Source organism: Euzebyales bacterium, from assembly GCA_036374135.1.
Classification (GTDB): domain Bacteria; phylum Actinomycetota; class Nitriliruptoria; order Euzebyales; family JAHELV01; genus JAHELV01.
The window spans coordinates 18,966-35,799 of record DASUUK010000108.1; the positions used below are offsets into that span (position 1 = coordinate 18,966).

Genomic DNA, 16,834 nt, shown 5'->3' on the forward strand with positions numbered 1-16,834 from the left:
CGGGGTGCCGTCTATCCTGAGCAGCGGTTCGAACGGTGACCGTCGCGGCCCCGCTGGTCGACGCGACGTCGTGGAGGCCGCATGGCTGCTCACCCATCGGGTCCGATCAACGAGCTCGTGTGCATCGCGGGCGACTCGTTCTGCCTCTCTGCGGTGTCGGGTCAGGTCGTCGCCGGCGACCAGGGTCTGTTCATCCGTGATACGCGCGTGCTGAACCGGTTCGAGTTGCACGTCAACGGCAGGGAGCCGGCGCCACTGACGGGTTCGATCATCGGCAGCGGAGCCGCGCGCTTCTGCTTGTCGTCGTTCGGCGGTGATCGGTCGGACGATCCGACGTTGTTCGTCGATCGCCGGCGTGTGATCGCGCACTCGATGGTCGACGACATCCGTGTCACGAACTACGGGTGCTCCGAGCGGCACGTGATTCTCGAGCTCTTCGCCGCCTCGGACTTCGCGTACATCTTCGACGTCAAGCACGGTCGTGCGATGGCGCCCGCGCAGATCGTCGGCGTCCATGGTGGGCTGCGGTTCGTCGACCGCCAGGCCGATCGTCAGGTGGTGGTGCGGCCGACGCCGCCTGCCGACGTCGTGGACGCCGACAGCGGTCGGTTGCTGTGGTCGCTGACGCTGCCTGCTCGGGCGTCGTGGGACCTCACCGTTGCGGTCGGGTTCCTGACGCCCGAGTCGACGACGTGGCCGACCCGCACCTGGGCGGTCGCGACGCAGCATCCCGAGCCGGCCACCTCGCCGCCGTGGTCGGGGCCCACCGTCGAATGCAGCAACAGCGAGCTGCCACGCCTCGTCGATCGCTCGCTGACAGATCTGGCGTCGCTGCTGGTCGAGGACCCCCTCGACACGTCCGACATGTTCCTTGCCGCCGGCAGCCCCTGGTTCCTCACGCTGTTCGGGCGGGACGCACTGTGGGCTGCGCAGATGATGCTGCCGGTGACCGTCGATCTCGCGCATCACACGTTGCGGGTGCTGGCTCGTAGGCAGGGACAGCGCCACGACGACGCGACCGAGGAGGCGCCGGGCAAGATCCTGCACGAGGTCCGCCATGGGGGCCTGGTCGAGCGGTCCGATCTACCGGCGCGCTACTACGGCAGCATCGACGCGACCCCGCTGTGGGTGGTCCTCCTGTCGGAGGCGTGGCGGTGGGGACTTCCCGACGACGACGTCGTCGCGCTGCTGCCCGCGTGCGAACGGGCGTTGGAGTGGATGGCCCGTGACGGCGATCCGGACGGCGACGGCTTCCTCGAGTACGCGGGCGCCGGCACCGGCCTGGCGAACCAGGGCTGGAAGGACTCCTTCGACGCCATACCGTTCGCCAACGGCGCGCTGGCCACGGCGCCGATCGCGCTGTGCGAGGTGCAGGGGTACGCCCACGCTGCCGCTGTGCGTGCCGCGGAGCTGCTCGACCACTTCGGACGGCCGGGCGGCGACCGGTGGCGCGAGTGGGCGGCCGTGTTGCGGCGCCGGTTCCGGGAGCGCTTCTGGATCGAGGACGCCGCCGGCGCGTATCCGGCGCTCGCGCTCGACCGTCACAAACGCAGGGTCGACGCGGTGGCGTCGAACATGGGGCATCTGCCCGGGACCGGCATCGTCGACGACGCCGAGACCGCACGGATCGCGGCCCGGCTGGCGGCACCCGAGATGGCGAGCGGCTGGGGTCTGCGGACGCTGTCCGCGGCCTCGCCGCGGTTCAATCCGCTCTCGTATCACGGCGGCTCTGTCTGGCCCCACGACACCGTCATCGCGGCGACGAACCTCGCGATGGCCGGTCACGGTGATGCGGCGATGCGCCTGGTCGGTGGGCTCGTGGAGGCGGCGTCGTCGTTCCGGGATCGGCTGCCGGAGCTGTTCGGCGGTGATCAGCGCGTCGATGGCCTGCCGCCGCTGCCGTATCCGGCAGCGTGCCGGCCCCAGGCCTGGTCCGCCGCGTCGGCGGTGCTGCTGCTGCGGAGCCTGTTGGGGCTGGACCCGCATGTTGCGCAGCGGATCCTGCGACTGCGTCCGGTGTGGCCACCGCCCTACCCGCGGCTGGCGGTGTCGGGCCTGCGGGTCGCTGGTGAGCGGCTGTCCGTCTCGATCGACAGCGGGGGTGTATGGATCGACGAGCAGCCGGCCGCCGTGGACGTCGAGGTCGTCGGTGCCCCGCAGCGGGAGCGCCCGCCTCGCTTCCGGGCGGCCTGATGCTCTCCCGGACGCGGTCACGGTCGGGGCTCCACCCCGACCGGCAGGAGGAGAACAGGGACGGGTGACTGTGCGAGCATCGCGCGGACGATCGGCGCGTGTGTCCCGCTCAGCTTCTGCGACCACCGTAGCGCGACGAGGTCAATCGCGGCGCGCCGTGTGACGTCCAGCAGCGAGTCGGCGACGTCGCCCGAGCGGAGCCAGAGCTGCTCGGCCCCGGGCGGCGCGTACCGGGATGCGAAGCCCGATGACCACGCCGACGCCGCATGGTGAGGTTGGTCCCAGAACCGCGGGACGGTCGACGGCATGAAGACGTGCAGTGGGATCAGTTGCGCCCCGTGGTCGAGGAGCCGCGTCAGCAGTTCGTCGGCGGTCTGTCCGGTCGATCCCTCCAGGGGCAGCAGCACCCGTCGGACGTCGGTCGTGGTGGCGGCTGGCGGTGTCACGACCACCGGCCGCTCGGCGGCCACTGCAACGGCCAACGCGGTGTGTCCGGCCGGGAGCTTGCCGCTCGAATCACCGCGCGCACCGATGACCGTCGCGGCGACGTCATGGTCACTCGCCGCGTCGATGATGGTCGCCGTGACATCATCGGCGACGATGGAGAGGTCGGCGCCATGCCGTGTGGCGATCCTGGCGATCCGTGGCGGCGCTGCCGTGCGCCCGTCGCTGCGGGCGTGCAGCGCGACGAGGTCGACGCCGAGGCGGTCGGCGAGCGCGCGCGCCACGCCCATGACCGCCGATGCGGCCGAGCTGGCATCGATGGCGGCGATGATCTTCACGCCTTCGCCTCCCCGCTGCGCGCGGGCGCAGCCAGGTCTCGACCGGGCGGGTGCACCGTGACGCGTTCGCCCGCCGTTCCCAGCTGCACCGTGAGTGGGCGCTCGCACGTCAGGCGAAGCCCGTGATGGCTCGCGTGCACGACCACACGCCCGCCTCGGAAGCGCACGGTCAGCTCGAGCGCGTCCCACGTCGCTGGCAGGACCGGGTCGACCTGCAACGCGTCGCCCAGCGGGCGGAGACCGAGGAAGCCGAACGCCAGTGCCTGCCAGACGCTACCGAACGTCGCGACGTGCAGTCCGCCGCCCGTGGTGCCGGTCACGTCGTCCAGGTCGAGGCGCAACGCGACGCGCAGCAGGTCCAGCGCACGGTCGGGTCGGCCGGCGCGCGCCCACACGGCGGCGTGGATCGCCGGGGACAGCGAACTGCCGTGCGCGGTGCGTGGCGCGTAGTACTCGAGGTCCGCGTGCAGGGAGCCCGGAGCGACGTGATCCGGAACGAGGTGGTGCAGCATCACGACGTCGGCCTGCTTGACGACCTGTGACGCGCGGACGACATCACGTCCGAGCAGCAGGTCGGCCGCGACGGGCGGACGTGCGATGTCGGCGATGATCAGCGGTGTGAGGCCGTAGAAGCCGGCGAACTGCTCGTGTCGGCCGGTGCGCGTGTCGTACCCGTCCACCAGGGCGTCGGCCATGCGTCGCCAGCTGGCGATCTCGTCCGACGGTGCGGCGTCACCGCCGTCGGCGAGGTCGGCCGCCGCGCGCAGGTTCCAGCGCGCCATGACGTTCGTGAACGCATTGTCATCGACCATCTCGTGGTACTCGTCGGGCCCGATCACGCCCCGGATGTGTGCCTGCCCCGCGGCGTCGACGTCCACGCGCGATGCCCAGAAGCGTGCGCCGTCGAGCACGAGCGGCCTCCCGACGCCCGCGAGGAACGCGACGTCACCTGTCCACTGCGCGAAGTGGTGCGCGGCCCAGGCCACGTCGGCGACGATGTGGTGCTCGGCCGCTCCCGTCCGGATCGGGACCGGCCTTCCACCGTGGTCACGCCAGACCTCCGGGGTCACGTCAGCACCGTCGTCGGCCGACTCCCACGGCCACATCGTTCCTGCGAATCCGTGGCTCGCTGCACGGCGGCGCGCGGCGTCGAGCCGTGCCAGTCGATACTCGAGCATGGCACGGGCCGCCCGCGGACGAGTGGCCGCCAACACCGGCAGGACGAACACGTCGGCGTCCCAGAACACGTGGCCGTCGTAGGCGAGCCCGCTCAGACCGCGGGCGCCGACCGCCGCCTCGCCGCTGTCGGCCACCGTCGACAGCAGGTGGAACAGCGCGAAACGGGCCGCGAGCTGGGCACCGTCGTCACCGTGGATGGTGACCGCCGCGTCGGCCCACCGTGTGGCCCACTCCATCCGCTGCTCGGCGAGCAGTCGGTCGAAGCCGTCGCGTACCGCCCGTGCCAGCGCGTCGCGCGCTTCGCCCGCGTCCGGGACCTGGCGTGGGTGCGCCGCGTAGCCGGCGAGACGCTCGACGCGCGTGGCCGGCGTCCCGGCGGGGTGCTGGCGCGCGGCAGCCACGACACCGCCTCCTCGCGTCGACCGTGCGACCGTGACGCAGTCGTCACCGGCCCGTCCGCACGGGCGCAGCACGTCGCCGGCGGTGATCCCGCCCGGCGCCTCGGCGCGCACCGCCATGACTCCAGGGCGCACGCACGAGGCGAACCGCAGCGACCGGAACCCGTCATCGGACGCCCCCTCCACCACGCCGGTGCGCAGATCGAGGCGATGGCCGACCGCCGATGTGCCCACGTCGTCGAGCGCTGCCCAGACCGGCGCGGACAGCAGCGTCCGCCGGTCGTCCACATCCGTGTAGACGCCCGAGGCGACGACCGCACACGCGGCGTCCGCCGCGCCGTGCTCGATGCACCCGCGGCTGCCGAAGTGCCCGTCTGCCAGGGTCAGGAGGGTCGCGTGCACGCCGACATCCGCGGGGTGCGTCGGCGCCGGCAACTCGATCACCCAGCGCGGATCCGCGTCGATGTCTGGCACCCGGCGGTCGCTACGACGCCGCAGCTGCTCGTCGGCGACACGGAGCAGGACGGCACCGTCAGAGGGACCGGACGAAGAGGCCGTCGCCGTGCCGCAGTCGACGACGGTGGCACGCCGCAGTTCCGGTACCGCGACCGGTGCCGACATGTCACCGTCGACGAGCGACGCGAGGTCGCCGCCGATCAGCAGGACCAGGCCAGGACCGATCCCGCGTTCCCGCAGCAGCGCGGCGAGCCAGCGCGCGGATGCGGCCATGCTCGGATCCGCCTGGACGACACGCACCAACGTGGTGCCCGTGCGCGCACAACTGGAGATCCGTGTCCCGCGGTCGGTGAGCAGGTGGAGTGTCCCTGGCCCGTCCGGTCGCGCCTGCAGGGTCCCATCGACGACCTCGGCCGGCGCGGTCGCGAACACGCCGACGTTCACGCCCGCAGCGCACAGCGCCTCGATGCGGTCGCGCAGCGCCGTCGCACCGGACGGTGCGACGCGTTCCCAGGTGCACAGGATCGCCTCGTAGGACCGACCGGGCTCGAGCGGGGCCACCCCATGTCGCATCCCCGTCCGTGCACACCGTGGTGCGGGACCGTCGCTCGTACCAGGGCGCACTGTGGCTACGCCTGTCGTGACTGGATGTAGGCGACGCACCGGCCCAGTGTGCGCACCTGCTCGTAATCGCTCTCGGGTATCTCGACGCCGGTGCGGTCGGAGAGCTCGACGAGCACGTTGAGGAAGTCGAAGGAGTCGAGGTCGTACGCCGCACGCAGATCGTCGTTCGGGTCGACCGTGTCGGGATCGACCTCCGGGGCGATGGTGCTGAGCACGTCCAGCACGGTCCGCCGCAGGTCGGTGGTCGTGTTCATAGTCGGTCAGGCTCCTGCAGGAGGCGGTCGATGGTCGCCAGGTACCGGCTGCCGCGATGCCCGTCGCTGACGCGGTGGTCGCCGGCCAGCGTCGCGGTCACGCCGACGCGGGCGCCCACCGTCCCGCCCGTCGTCCATGGCCGTTCGCTGATCCGTCCGAATCCGACAAGGGCGACCTGCGGGGGGTAGATCACACCGAACACTGCCTTGGCGCCCCGGTCGCCGAGGTTGGTGACCGTGATGGTCGGATCGACCATCTGCGAGCTGCGCAGCGTCCCGGCACGGGCGGCGGAGATCAGCTCACGCAGGCTCGCCATGAGCTCGTCGACGGAGCGCTGGTCGGCATCGGTGATCGCCGGTGCGATGAGGCCACCGCCGCGAAGCGAGATCGCGACGCCCAGTCGAACCTGCGAACTGGGACGGAAGGCGCCATCGGTCCAGTGTCCGTTGACGTCCGGCACGTCACGCGCCGCCGTGGCCACCGCCTTGAGCAGCAGGGCGGCGGGCAGCACCCGGGTCTTGATCGGTCGCTCGTGATTGTGCTCCTCCAGCCACGCCGTCGCCCCGGTCAGGTCGATGTCGGTCTGCAGGTGGTAGTGCGGAATCTCCCGCTTGGACCGCGTCATCAGCACTGCGGTCGCATGCTGCTGCGCGGCGAGACGGTCGCGCGGCGACGCTTCGGCCCGTGGCTTCCCGGCGGCGGACCTCGCCGCCGCCTCGACGTCCGCCGCCACGATCATCCCGTCCACGCCGCTGCCACGAAGCCCGCGGACATCGACGTCCAGCTCGGCCGCGACCCTGCGCGCGTAGGGTGACGACCGTGGACGCCGGTGGACGCCGATCGCGTCGTCGATGTCGTGACGGGTGACCGCACCCCCGGGACCAGAGCCCGTCATCGTTGACAGATCGATCCCATGTGTCCGTGCCAGACGACGGACTAGCGGCGAGTGCGGCTCGCCGCGGCGGCCCGCCCGGGCTGGCACCGCCGGCGGGACGGCGGGTGCTGGTGCGGTGTCCGTTGTTGCTGGCTGTGCGACGGCCGGTTCGGCCGCCGCCGTCGCGGAAGGCGTCGGGGCGGCGGCTGCGCTGCGGATGCGGGCGAGCGGCGTTCCGACCGGCACGTGTGCGCCCTCGTCGACGAGGAGCTCGTCGACCACACCTGACTGGTAGACCTCCACCTCAATGGCCGACTTCTCGGTGTCGACGACCGCGACGATGTCACCACGCTCCACCTCGTCGCCCGGCTGCACCCGCCACTCCACCAGCGTGCCGGCGACCATGTCGGCGCCCAGTGACGGCATGCAGAACTCAGCCATCACCGACCACCGCGGCGCGCGTGGTTGCTGCGATCGTGTCGGGCTGTGGCAGCGCGGCCTGCTCGAGATGCGCAGGATATGGCAGCGGCACCTCGGCGGTGCACACACGTGCGATCGGTGCGTCCAGCTCGTACAGCGCCTGCTCGGTGATCCTCGCGCTGATCTCGGCGGATATGCTGCCGCTGCGCCAGCCCTCATCGACGATCACGACGCGGTGCGTGCGGGCGACCGACGACAGGAACACGTCGTCGTCCAGCGGCCGCAACGACCGCAGGTCGATGACCTCGGCGCTGATGTCGCTGGAACTGAGCTGCTCGGCGGCGGTGAGCGCCTTGGGGAGGCTCCCACCATAGGTGACGATGGTCACGTCACGGCCCGCGCGCCGGATGATCGCGTGGTCGATGTCCACCGGGCCGGATGCGTCGTCGACGTCGCCTTCGACGCCGTACAGGCCATTGTGTTCGAAGATCAGCACGGGATCGGGATCCTCCAGCGCGGTCCACATCATCCAACGGGCGTCGGCGACGGTCGCGGGCGCGATCACCTTGATGCCGGGGATGTGTGCGTACCAGCCTTCGAGGCTGTGGGAGTGCTGCGCCGCCAACTGACGCCCGGCCCCCGTCGTCATGCGGATGACCAGTGGCACGTTGAGCTGCCCACCGGACATGTGCAGGATCGTCGCGGCGTTGTTGACGATCTGATCCAGGGCCAGCAGGCTGAAGTTCACGGTCATGATCTCGACGATGGGCCGCATGCCGCCGAGTGCCGCGCCGATGCCTGCACCGACGAAGGCGGACTCCGACAGTGGCGTGTCGCGTATCCGTTCCGGCCCGAACTCCTCGAACAGGCCCATGCTGACTGCGAAGCACCCGCCGTATGCCCCGACGTCCTCGCCCATGAGGAACACACGGTCATCACGATGCAGCGCGTCCCGGATGGCTTCGCGCATCGCCTCGCGGTATGTGGTCGTCGTCATGGCCGGCTCTCTGCACGTTCGCTGTAGACGAAGCGCCCGAGATCAGACTCGGGCTCCCATGTTCCGGCCTCCGCGAACGCGACGGCATCGGCGACCTCCTCGTCGACGCCGGCCTCGAGTCGCTCGCGTTCCGCTTCATCGAGCATCCCGGCCGCGCGCAGGCGGGCGTCGAACATCGCGATCGGATCGTGGTGGGACTGCTCGTAGTCGACCTCCTCCTTCGTCCGGTACCGCTGCGGGTCGAACATCGAGTGCGCGCGGAAGCGATACGTCTTGAACTCGAGGAAGTGGGGACCGCCACCTGCGCGCACGGCCCGCACCGCCCTGGCAGCCGCATCCTCGACGGCCACGACGTCCATGCCGTCGATGGGCCACGCCGGCACCTCGTATGCCGCGGCCTTCAGGCTCAGGTCCACCTGGGACTCGGAGCGGCGCAACGCCGTGCCCATCGCGTACCGGTTGTTCTCGCAGCACAACAGCACCGGCAGGTCCCACAGGGCGGCGAGGTTGAGCGATTCGTGGAACTCGCCCTCAGCGACGGCGCCCTCACCGAAGAAGCACGCGGTGACCCGTGCCCGGCCGGCGAGCTTGTCGGCCAGCGCCAACCCCACCGCGATGGGCAGCCCCCCGCCGACGATGGCGTTGCCCCCGTAGAAGCGGGTGGCCGTGTCGAACAGGTGCATCGAGCCTCCACGGCCGCGGCTGCACCCCTCGACCTTGCCGAACATCTCGGCCATGACCGCGCGCGCGGACACGCCACGCATGAGGGCGTGCCCGTGTTCGCGGTACGTGGCCACCACGGCGTCGTCTGGCGCGAGCGCGCCGATCGCTCCCGCCGCGATCGCCTCCTGCCCGATGTACAGGTGCAGGAAGCCCCGGATGGCCATCTGCGTGTACAGCTCGGCGCAGCGCTCCTCGAAGCGGCGCACGAGCAGCATGCGGCGCAGCAGGTCCAGCGCGTGATCGCGATCGAGTGATTCGGACGGCGACTGCACAGGGGTGGTCATGGTGCGCGCTCCAACGTCGACGTGTCGCCCTCGGGAAGGCCCAGCTCCCGCGCCTTGAGCAGCCGCCGCATGATCTTGCCGCTGCGCGTCTTCGGCAGATCTGTCGCGAACTCGAGCTCCTTGGGCGCGACGACCGCGCCCAGCCGCGTGCGTGCATGGCCGAGCAGCTCGAGGCGCAGCCGCGCGCCCGGCTCGTAACCGGGATTGAGGGCCACGAAGGCCTTGACGATCTCGCCGGCGAGCGGGTCCGGTTTGCCGATGACGCCGACTTCGGCGACCGCCTTGTGCTCGAGGATCGCGCTCTCGACCTCGAATGGGCCGATGAGGTGACCGGCGGACTTGATGACGTCGTCGGCCCGGCCCACGAACCAGAACCAGCCGTCGGCATCGCGACGGGCCAGGTCGCCGGTCAGGTACCAGTCGCCGGCAAAGGTCTTTGCGTAGCGTGCCGGTTCGTGGATGTAGCCGCCGAACATCGATGGCCAGCCGACCCGCAGCGCCAGCATGCCCTCGACGCCGGAGGTGTCGACGAGTTCCGGTGCGCCGTCGGAGATGACCGGCCTGGTGTTCGCGTCGACACGCACGATGGCGGCGTCGATGCCGGGCATCGGGCGTCCCATCGATCCCGGACGGATCGGGCTGGCGGCGAAGTTGGCGATCATGATGGCGCCGGTCTCGGTCTGCCACCAGTTGTCGTGGATCGCCGGGCCGAGCACGGCGCTGCCCCACTCGACCGCTTCAGGGTTCAGCGGTTCGCCGACGCTCGCGATGAAGCGCAGGTGTCCGAGGTCCGCGTCCGCGGCGAGCTCAGGCCCCGCGCGCATCAGCCGGCGCACCGCGGTGGGCGCCGTGTACCACACCGTGACGCGTTCCCGCTCGAGGATCCGGTACCAGCGGGCCACGTCGAACTCTCCCGTGTCCACGATGCTCGTCACGCCGTGGACGAGCGGGGCGATGATGCCGTAGGACGTGCCCGTGACCCAGCCGGGATCGGCCGTGCACCAGTAGACGTCGTCGGGGTGCAGGTCCAGTGCGTACCGTGCCGTGGCGTGATGGGCGACGACTGCGCGGTGGACGTGCATGGCGCCCTTCGGCGTGCCGGTCGTGCCGCTGGTGAAGTGGAGCAGCGCGAGGTCGTCGGGTTTCGTCGCCGCGACGGTGGACGTCGGCGACATGCGCGTCATCAGGCCGTCGAGGTCGGTCGTCCCGTCGGGCAGCCGTTCGGAGTCGCGCTCGACATCGGCAACCAGCACGTGGTTGAGGGCCGGCACGCGGGACCGGATGCCAGCCACCTTGCGCTCGTACAGCCGTGGTGTTGTGACCAGCACCACAGCGTCGCCGATGGCGAGGCGCTGCCGTATGGGCTCGGGTCCGAACGCGGAGAACAGCGGGCAGAACACGCTGCCGTGCCTGAGGGTGCCGAGCGCGGCGACGTACAGGGCCGGGATCCGCCCCAGCAGCGCGAACACCCGCTCGCCGCGCCGAACACCCAGCTCCTCCAGCACGTTGGCGAACCGGCTCGACAGCTCCAGGACCTGGGCGTACGTGAGATCCGTCACGGCGCCGCCGTGGTCGATGAAGCGCAGCGCCGTCCTGTCGCGCCGCGGTCCCCGTGCGTGCCGGTCGAGCGCCTCGTAGACGATGTTCAACCCACCGCCGGGCAGCCCATCGAGCTCATGCGCGGCCACGTCCCACGAAAAGGTGGCCCGGGCACGGTCGTAGTCGACGAGATTCGGGGGGACGGCGAACGTCGACACGTCCTTGGTGACGACCGGCGACGTCGCCGCGACCGCGGCCCCCGGCCGGATGGCTCGATCCGACAGCTCGCTCGCGGCCATGGGCCCTCCGACCCTCGCCTGATACAGGGACCGTAGACGGCCCGCCCCACGTCACACAGGTCATCTGCCCCGCCATCGAAGGGTCTTGCGGGCATCACACCGGCCCGTGCTGGGGCCCGACGGCGGAGGTTTGTGGACCACCCGGCCCTGTCGTCGCGCGTGACGCGCCCGACCATGGGCGGGCACAGCCCGGCGCGGAGGATCCCATGGACGTCCCGGTCGAGATCGTCGTCCACAGCGACGCGGGTCCGGCGATCATCACCTACGCACGCGAGAAGATCAGCCGGGTCACCCGGTTCGTGTCCGATCCGATCCGGTCCGCGCAGGTCACGTTGCGGGTCGCGGGCGATCCGGCGCGCGCGCGGCCGGTGGTTGCGCAGGCGTCCCTTGACGTCGACGGGACACTGGTCCGTGCGCATGTCGCCGCCCATGACATGCGCGAGGCCATCGACCTGCTCGAGGACCGCCTGCGTGACCAGCTCGAGCATCTCGCCGCGCGGCGCCACGCGCTGCGCACGCGTGGTCCACGCGCGGCACAACCACACGAGTGGCGGCATGGTGACGCACCGACCCATCGGCCGCCCTACTTCGATCGGCCGCCCGAGGAGCGGCGGGTGGTGCGGCGCAAGACCTTCGCCCCGCATGCGCTGTCCCCGGCTGAGGCTGCCGAGGAGATGGACCGCCTCGACTACGACTTCCACCTGTTCATGTGCGCCGACACCGGGACGGCGTGTGTGGTGGCGCGCCGCCCCGACGGCCGCACCGCCATCGCGTCGACCGGATCGCTGCCTGCGGCGCAGGGCTGGCTCGCTCCCGAGCCGGCGCCCACGCCGACGCTGGCTGAGGATGAGGCGGTGGCGCTGCTCACCCTCTCGGGCGCTCCGTACGTGTTCTACCGTGACGCGCCAACCGGTGGGGGGGCGGTCATCTACCGCCGCTACGACGGCCACTACGGCCTGATCACAGCCGACGGCGCGACGCCGCCGACCAACGACGTGACCGTGGCGACCGCCTGAGGTCGGGTGCGGCCGGCCGACCGAGCCCGTGTACCAGACTGCCGGGTGCGGCTCGGGCGACCGGGGTCACTTGGTGGGGACCGCGATCTTCCTCCCCTCGGGCTGCGGGGGCTGCGGCATCGGGACGAGGATCTCGAGGATGCCCTGCTCGTAGCTGGCGGTGATGTCGTCCTCGGTGACGCCGGCGGGCAGCGCCAGCGTCCGTGAGAACGAGCCTTGACGCAGCTCGCGGCGCGAGGGGAACGTCCGACGTCGTGGCGGAGTCCGCGACTGCGTACGATCGGCGGGCACGGCGCCCCGTGCAACAGCCTTGTCGGGAGGAGCGATGGATGGCGGGCGGATGCGCGGACGCGACGACGTGATCGACCGATCGGTCGTGGTGTCCGGCACCGCGCATCCGGACCTGGCGCGCGCCATAGCCGCTGCGGGCCGGTTCGAGACCGTCGCCGCCGACATCGAACGGTTCCCCGACGGCGAGCTGCACGTCGCCGTCGACGAGCGCGTGGCCGGTGCGCACGTGCACCTCGTGCAGCCGACCGGGGCGCCCGCCGACCGCCACCTCCTGGAGCTGCTGCTACTGGTCGACGCGTGCCGCCGCGCCGGCGCGCGGACGGTCACGGCCGTCGTGCCGTACTTCGGGTACGCCCGACAGGACCGCAGGACGTCGCCGGGAGAGGCGGTGGGCCTGCGCGTCGTCGCGGACATGCTCGGTGGTGCGCGGGTCGATCGCATCGTGACCGTAGATCCGCACGCTCCCACGCTGGAGGCGGTCGTCACGGTGCCCGTGACCCTCGTGACGGCGGTGCCACCGCTCGCGCGCGCACTGGCCTCGGCGCTGCCCGCCGATCCCGTGCTGGTCGCGCCGGACCTGGGGGCCGTGAAGCTCGCCGAGCGGTACGCCGCGGTGCTCGACCTCCCGGTCGCCGTCGTGCGCAAGGCCCGCCTGTCGGCAACGGAGGTGCGCGCGGACCAGGTCGTCGGTGCGGTCGCCGGGCGGACGCCGGTCATCGTGGACGACATGATCAGCACCGGGGCGACGATCGCCGCGGCCGCCGCGGTCCTCGCGCGGGCGGGTGCGCGCGAACGGATGGTGATCGCCGCGACCCACGGCGTGTTCTCGGGCGCGGTCGTGGACGCCCTCGACCGTCTGTCGGTCGACCGGCTCCTCGTAACCGACACCCTCCCGGACGTCCGTCGTCGCCTGCCGGCCGCCGACGTCATCAGCGTCGCGGGACTGCTGGCCGGCGCGCTCCACGAACCGGCCCGGTTCTCGCCCGGCGCGGACCTGCCGCCAGGCGTGGCGTCGGGCCTACAGCGCCACCTGCGCTGAGCACCGGCGGGGCCGGCCAAGGCGACGGACGTGCAAACACGCTCCTGACTGCGCGACACCGGTCGGTTCGTGCGTCACCGATGAGCGGCGAACCACTGTGCGGCGAGGTCGGCGACGGTGTCGAGCGCGCCGGGTTCTTCGAACAGGTGGCCAGCGTCTGGTACGACCTCGAGCCGGGACGTGCAGCGCATGCGCTGCTGGGCATGGCGGTTGAGCTCGAGGACCATCTCGTCGCGGCCGCCGACGATGAGCAGGGTGGGGGCGGTCACCCGTGCCAGGCTGGGTCCCGCGAGGTCGGGTCGGCCGCCTCGGGAGACGACGGCGGCGATGCCGTCGCCGAGTGCAGCGGCGGCCCGCAGTGCGGCCGCGGCGCCAGTGCTGGCGCCGAAGTAGCCGAGGGGCAGCTCGCCGATCTCGGGTTGCCGGCGCAGCCATCGCGTGGCCTGCACGAGCCGGTCGGCGAGGAGGGAGGTGTCGAAGACGTTGGCGCGGTCGAGCGCCTCCGTCGGCGTCAGCAGGTCGAACAGCAACGTGGCCAGGCCGGCACCGTTCAGTCGGCCTGCCACCATGGTGTTGCGGGGGCTGAGGCGGCTGCTGCCGCTGCCATGGGCGAAGATCACCGCCGCGATGGGGTCCTCGGGCATGCCGAGGTTGCCGGGAAGGCGTACACCGTCGCCGGCGACCTCGACGTCGCGGGCGGGATCGGAGTCGTCGGGATCCGCGGAGGCCGCGGCGCCGACGACAGTCCCTTCCTGTCTCGCCTGCGCCAGCAGGCGTCGGACCTCCGCGTCGCTGGTCTGGGTGAAGTCGGTGTAGAACGCGCCGATCCCGGAGAACCATGCCGGTGTCTGCAGGCACACCACGTCGTCGGCGACACCGCGCAACTCCTCAACGGTTTCGGGCGGCGCCACGGGAACGGCCAGAACGACGCGCTGCGCGCCCTGCTGGCGGAGCACGGTGATCGCAGCGCGTGCGGTGAACCCGGTGGCGATCCCGTCGTCGACGACGATCACGACTCTTCCGGCTGCCGGGACGCGGGTTGTCGTTCCACGGTAGGCGCGCACGCGCCGCGCGAGCTCCGCCTGCTCCCGCGCGGCGACAACGTCCAGCTCAGCCGCAGTCACGCCCAGCCGTGCGATGAGGTCGTGGTTGAGGACTCGTGCACCGCCCTCTCCAATGGCGCCCATGCCCAGCTCCGGTTGCCATGGGCAGCCGAGCTTGCGCACGATCAGCACGTCCAGTGGCGCCTGCAGGCGGGCGGCGACCTCGGCCGCGACGGGTACGCCTCCGCGCGGCAATCCCACAACGACGGGCGTCTCGGCTCGCAGCGGGGTGAGGCGTTCGGCGAGCCGTCGGCCCGCGTCGCGTCGATCTGTGAACCGCATGTCAGACTCCCGGGCTGTCGCCACCTGCACTCTCCTTCAGCCAGTGCCTCCGGTGCAGGACGAAGGTCACGGCAACCTGCGCCGGTAGGCCGGTGTCCGTCAGAACATGGCACGCGCGCTCCGCTCCTCGTGGTCATGCGGGATCACCGGCATCGAAGGTGTCGGGACATCCGCCCATCATTGATCACTGCCGCGGACGAACTCGGGGACGCTCGGGCCACCGCCGCAGGCCACTCGCCTCTGGAAGCGGACGGTCGGTGCGGGCACCCTTGATGGGGTCAGCACGGCGAGGTGGAGCATGGAGAATCAGAAGGTCTTCACGGTCGAGGTACTGGTGGACGAGACCGAGACCACAACCAACGCCAAGGCAGTCACGACGATCGGCGCCACGACCTTCGGGGGCTGGGGTCGGGCACGGCGCAATCCCAGCGATCCGAACGTACCCCACATCGGCGAAGAGCTCGCGACCGCTCGCGCGCTGTCGGACCTTGCCCACAAGCTCCTGGATTCGGCTGCCGACGCCATCGAGCACCGCGAGGGCCACCCGGTCCACGTGCACGATTAGGGGTCCGTCTCCCGGTCCCCGGCCGGCATTCGGTCGCAGGAACGCACAGCCGCCGACCCGAATGTGGCACATCCGCCGACCAGTGCCTCCTCGGACGACGGCGACCGTGCTCGTGTATTGGACGTCGCTTGACTGCTCATCTCTGGGTACGTCGTGTCATGCCGCGCACCGGTGTGGCCGTGTCGTCTCGATCATTGCCGGTGCTCCGGTTGAGGTCGGTGCTGTGCTCGGGCGATGGTCAGTGCCACGGCCACGAGGACGACCCCGGTGATCAACAGACTGACGGGCGCACCCAGGGTGTCGCCGAAGTACTGGAACACGATCCGGGGGACATAGGCGACGATGCCCACCACCCCAAGACCGAGCAGAACTGTCTCGTGTGCCGGGATGCTGACGGCGACGAGCAGCCCGGCGGTCGCCAGCCCGATGGCCAGGATCCAGCCGTACCGGTCGTCGGGGACGGTGATCGGCCCCAGCGCCGCGGCTGCGGCTCCGATCAGTAGACCCGTACGTCGCGGACGGATCCACCCCACCCAGGCCGCCCAGGCCCACACCATCCCGACCATCCAGACGGCCAGGCCGGTCGCTTCGACCCATGAAGGCTCGGCCGCCCCGATCCCTGCGGTCACTGCGGTCAGTACCGCGGCGAACACCACCAGCTGCTGCAGGCTGGCCGTACGTGCCAGCCACAGGACGACCCCGTAGACGGCGACGGCCACACCCGTCGCGAGCATCAACTCCGAGTCCTGCAGGGCCGTGTACTCGGTCAGCCCGATGGCGACGGTGCCGCCCACCGCCACGGCGGACAGCAGCCACAGAAACCCACGCAGCCGATCCAGCGGACCGTCACGAACACGTACGAGCGCTCCGGCGGTCAACAGACCCACCGCGGTCGCAGCCAGTAGGGTCACCCGACCCCAGGGGGGCAGCTCAGCCCAGTACTGCTCGATGAGGATCACGCTCGAGAGCAACGCCAGTGCGCCGCCGACGTACCCGAGAGCTTCGGCCACCAGCGGCCGCACCCAGCCAGCCGCACGCACCGTCGGCGCCTCGGGTGTTCCGGCCCTGATGTCGGCGATCTGCCGGGCCTGTTGCTCAGTGATGATCTTCTGGGCGACCGCTTCCCGCAGGGTCCCGGCGAGTCGCCGCTCCGACGTGTCCAACCGCCCAGCCATCAGACACCTCCAGCCGTCCATGTCAGTCAACCACCCGCCGGACCCGAGCGGCAGGTCCACGTACCCGCACCCGCCGGGCCGAGCGGTCCGAGTGCCATGCGACACACCTGGGAGAGGTGCCGTCGGCGGCCGCCTCTCGGTCCCGGTGGTTGGCACCGGGGGGAGCGCGTCCGGGATGGTTGGAGGATGCGATGACTGCGCGCACGCCCACACGCGCACGTCCCCACCCGACCCAAGGGCCCGCGAAGCGGCAGGTCCCGAGGTCACGGTGGGCTGCCGTCGCGGCCGGTGCCGTCGGGATGCTCATCGTTGTCGTCATCGGCGCCGTGGCCTGGTTCCT

Annotated in this window: 14 protein-coding genes; 4 read left to right on the forward strand and 10 right to left on the reverse strand. The window is 71.3% G+C overall.

The window, feature by feature from the left end; translation table 11 throughout:
- Window positions 1-81 precede the first annotated feature (81 nt).
- Window positions 82-2,193, forward strand: coding sequence for a glycogen debranching N-terminal domain-containing protein (locus tag VFZ70_17390; GenBank protein ID HEX6257587.1), 2,112 nt, complete (start codon window positions 82-84; stop codon window positions 2,191-2,193).
- A 17-nt stretch (window positions 2,194-2,210) separates the two neighbouring features.
- Here VFZ70_17390 and VFZ70_17395 read toward each other — a convergent pair whose 3' ends face one another.
- The 7 genes from VFZ70_17395 to acsA are packed head-to-tail and all read right to left on the reverse strand — an operon-like array spanning window position 2,211 to window position 11,023.
- Complete coding sequence (locus VFZ70_17395; GenBank protein ID HEX6257588.1) at window positions 2,211-2,975, reverse strand: universal stress protein; 765 nt, start codon at window positions 2,973-2,975, stop codon at window positions 2,211-2,213.
- On the reverse strand, window positions 2,972-5,581 hold the full coding sequence (locus tag VFZ70_17400; protein HEX6257589.1) for a glycosyl hydrolase family 65 protein: 2,610 nt from the start codon (window positions 5,579-5,581) through the stop codon (window positions 2,972-2,974). Before VFZ70_17400 ends, VFZ70_17395 begins: the two co-directional genes overlap by 4 nt.
- A gap of 56 nt (window positions 5,582-5,637) precedes the next feature.
- On the reverse strand, window positions 5,638-5,886 hold the full coding sequence (locus tag VFZ70_17405; GenBank protein HEX6257590.1) for an acyl carrier protein: 249 nt from the start codon (window positions 5,884-5,886) through the stop codon (window positions 5,638-5,640).
- On the reverse strand, window positions 5,883-7,202 hold the full coding sequence (locus VFZ70_17410; GenBank protein ID HEX6257591.1) for a dihydrolipoamide acetyltransferase family protein: 1,320 nt from the start codon (window positions 7,200-7,202) through the stop codon (window positions 5,883-5,885). Before VFZ70_17410 ends, VFZ70_17405 begins: the two co-directional genes overlap by 4 nt.
- The gene (locus VFZ70_17415) at window positions 7,195-8,178 is read right to left on the reverse strand and encodes an alpha-ketoacid dehydrogenase subunit beta (GenBank protein HEX6257592.1); all 984 of its coding nucleotides are present in this window, start codon (window positions 8,176-8,178) and stop codon (window positions 7,195-7,197) included. Before VFZ70_17415 ends, VFZ70_17410 begins: the two co-directional genes overlap by 8 nt.
- Window positions 8,175-9,185: a pyruvate dehydrogenase (acetyl-transferring) E1 component subunit alpha gene (gene pdhA, locus VFZ70_17420; protein HEX6257593.1), complete on the reverse strand. Its 1,011-nt coding sequence runs from the start codon at window positions 9,183-9,185 to the stop codon at window positions 8,175-8,177. The genes VFZ70_17415 and pdhA overlap by 4 nt, the downstream gene beginning before the upstream one ends.
- Window positions 9,182-11,023, reverse strand: coding sequence for an acetate--CoA ligase (acsA, locus tag VFZ70_17425; protein HEX6257594.1), 1,842 nt, complete (start codon window positions 11,021-11,023; stop codon window positions 9,182-9,184). The genes pdhA and acsA overlap by 4 nt, the downstream gene beginning before the upstream one ends.
- 206 nt (window positions 11,024-11,229) lie before the next feature.
- On the opposite strand from acsA, the gene VFZ70_17430 reads away from it, so the two are divergent.
- Entirely contained in the window at window positions 11,230-12,039 is an 810-nt protein-coding gene (locus tag VFZ70_17430; protein ID HEX6257595.1) for an HPF/RaiA family ribosome-associated protein, read from the forward strand.
- A 66-nt stretch (window positions 12,040-12,105) separates the two neighbouring features.
- Here VFZ70_17430 and VFZ70_17435 read toward each other — a convergent pair whose 3' ends face one another.
- The gene (locus tag VFZ70_17435; protein ID HEX6257596.1) at window positions 12,106-12,330 is read right to left on the reverse strand and encodes an Hsp20/alpha crystallin family protein; all 225 of its coding nucleotides are present in this window, start codon (window positions 12,328-12,330) and stop codon (window positions 12,106-12,108) included.
- A 49-nt stretch (window positions 12,331-12,379) separates the two neighbouring features.
- On the opposite strand from VFZ70_17435, the gene prs reads away from it, so the two are divergent.
- On the forward strand, window positions 12,380-13,369 hold the full coding sequence (prs, locus tag VFZ70_17440) for a ribose-phosphate diphosphokinase (GenBank protein HEX6257597.1): 990 nt from the start codon (window positions 12,380-12,382) through the stop codon (window positions 13,367-13,369).
- Between the two features lie 74 nt (window positions 13,370-13,443).
- Here the strand turns inward: prs and VFZ70_17445 are convergent, their stop codons facing one another.
- On the reverse strand, window positions 13,444-14,754 hold the full coding sequence (locus VFZ70_17445) for a phosphoribosyltransferase family protein (GenBank protein ID HEX6257598.1): 1,311 nt from the start codon (window positions 14,752-14,754) through the stop codon (window positions 13,444-13,446).
- A gap of 298 nt (window positions 14,755-15,052) precedes the next feature.
- On the opposite strand from VFZ70_17445, the gene VFZ70_17450 reads away from it, so the two are divergent.
- Window positions 15,053-15,319 (forward strand): DUF1876 domain-containing protein, encoded by a 267-nt coding sequence (locus tag VFZ70_17450; protein HEX6257599.1) that lies wholly within the window; start codon window positions 15,053-15,055, stop codon window positions 15,317-15,319.
- 191 nt (window positions 15,320-15,510) lie between these two features.
- Here VFZ70_17450 and VFZ70_17455 read toward each other — a convergent pair whose 3' ends face one another.
- On the reverse strand, window positions 15,511-16,494 hold the full coding sequence (locus VFZ70_17455; protein HEX6257600.1) for a DUF2157 domain-containing protein: 984 nt from the start codon (window positions 16,492-16,494) through the stop codon (window positions 15,511-15,513).
- Window positions 16,495-16,834 lie beyond the last annotated feature (340 nt).

What these genes read in the sequence shown, in the direction of transcription:
- prs (HEX6257597.1), top strand. Translation starts at nt 12,380, where the DNA reads ATGCGCGGACGCGACGACGTGATCGACCGATCGGTCGTGGTGTCCGGC.
- VFZ70_17390 (HEX6257587.1), top strand. Translation starts at nt 82, where the DNA reads ATGGCTGCTCACCCATCGGGTCCGATCAACGAGCTCGTGTGCATCGCG.
- VFZ70_17410 (HEX6257591.1), bottom strand. Translation starts at nt 7,202, where the DNA reads ATGGCTGAGTTCTGCATGCCGTCACTGGGCGCCGACATGGTCGCCGGC.
- pdhA (HEX6257593.1), bottom strand. Translation starts at nt 9,185, where the DNA reads ATGACCACCCCTGTGCAGTCGCCGTCCGAATCACTCGATCGCGATCAC.
- VFZ70_17455 (HEX6257600.1), bottom strand. Translation starts at nt 16,494, where the DNA reads ATGGCTGGGCGGTTGGACACGTCGGAGCGGCGACTCGCCGGGACCCTG.
- acsA (HEX6257594.1), bottom strand. Translation starts at nt 11,023, where the DNA reads ATGGCCGCGAGCGAGCTGTCGGATCGAGCCATCCGGCCGGGGGCCGCG.
- VFZ70_17430 (HEX6257595.1), top strand. Translation starts at nt 11,230, where the DNA reads ATGGACGTCCCGGTCGAGATCGTCGTCCACAGCGACGCGGGTCCGGCG.
- VFZ70_17400 (HEX6257589.1), bottom strand. Translation starts at nt 5,581, where the DNA reads ATGCGACATGGGGTGGCCCCGCTCGAGCCCGGTCGGTCCTACGAGGCG.
- VFZ70_17405 (HEX6257590.1), bottom strand. Translation starts at nt 5,886, where the DNA reads ATGAACACGACCACCGACCTGCGGCGGACCGTGCTGGACGTGCTCAGC.
- VFZ70_17445 (HEX6257598.1), bottom strand. Translation starts at nt 14,754, where the DNA reads ATGCGGTTCACAGATCGACGCGACGCGGGCCGACGGCTCGCCGAACGC.
- VFZ70_17450 (HEX6257599.1), top strand. Translation starts at nt 15,053, where the DNA reads ATGGAGAATCAGAAGGTCTTCACGGTCGAGGTACTGGTGGACGAGACC.
- VFZ70_17415 (HEX6257592.1), bottom strand. Translation starts at nt 8,178, where the DNA reads ATGACGACGACCACATACCGCGAGGCGATGCGCGAAGCCATCCGGGAC.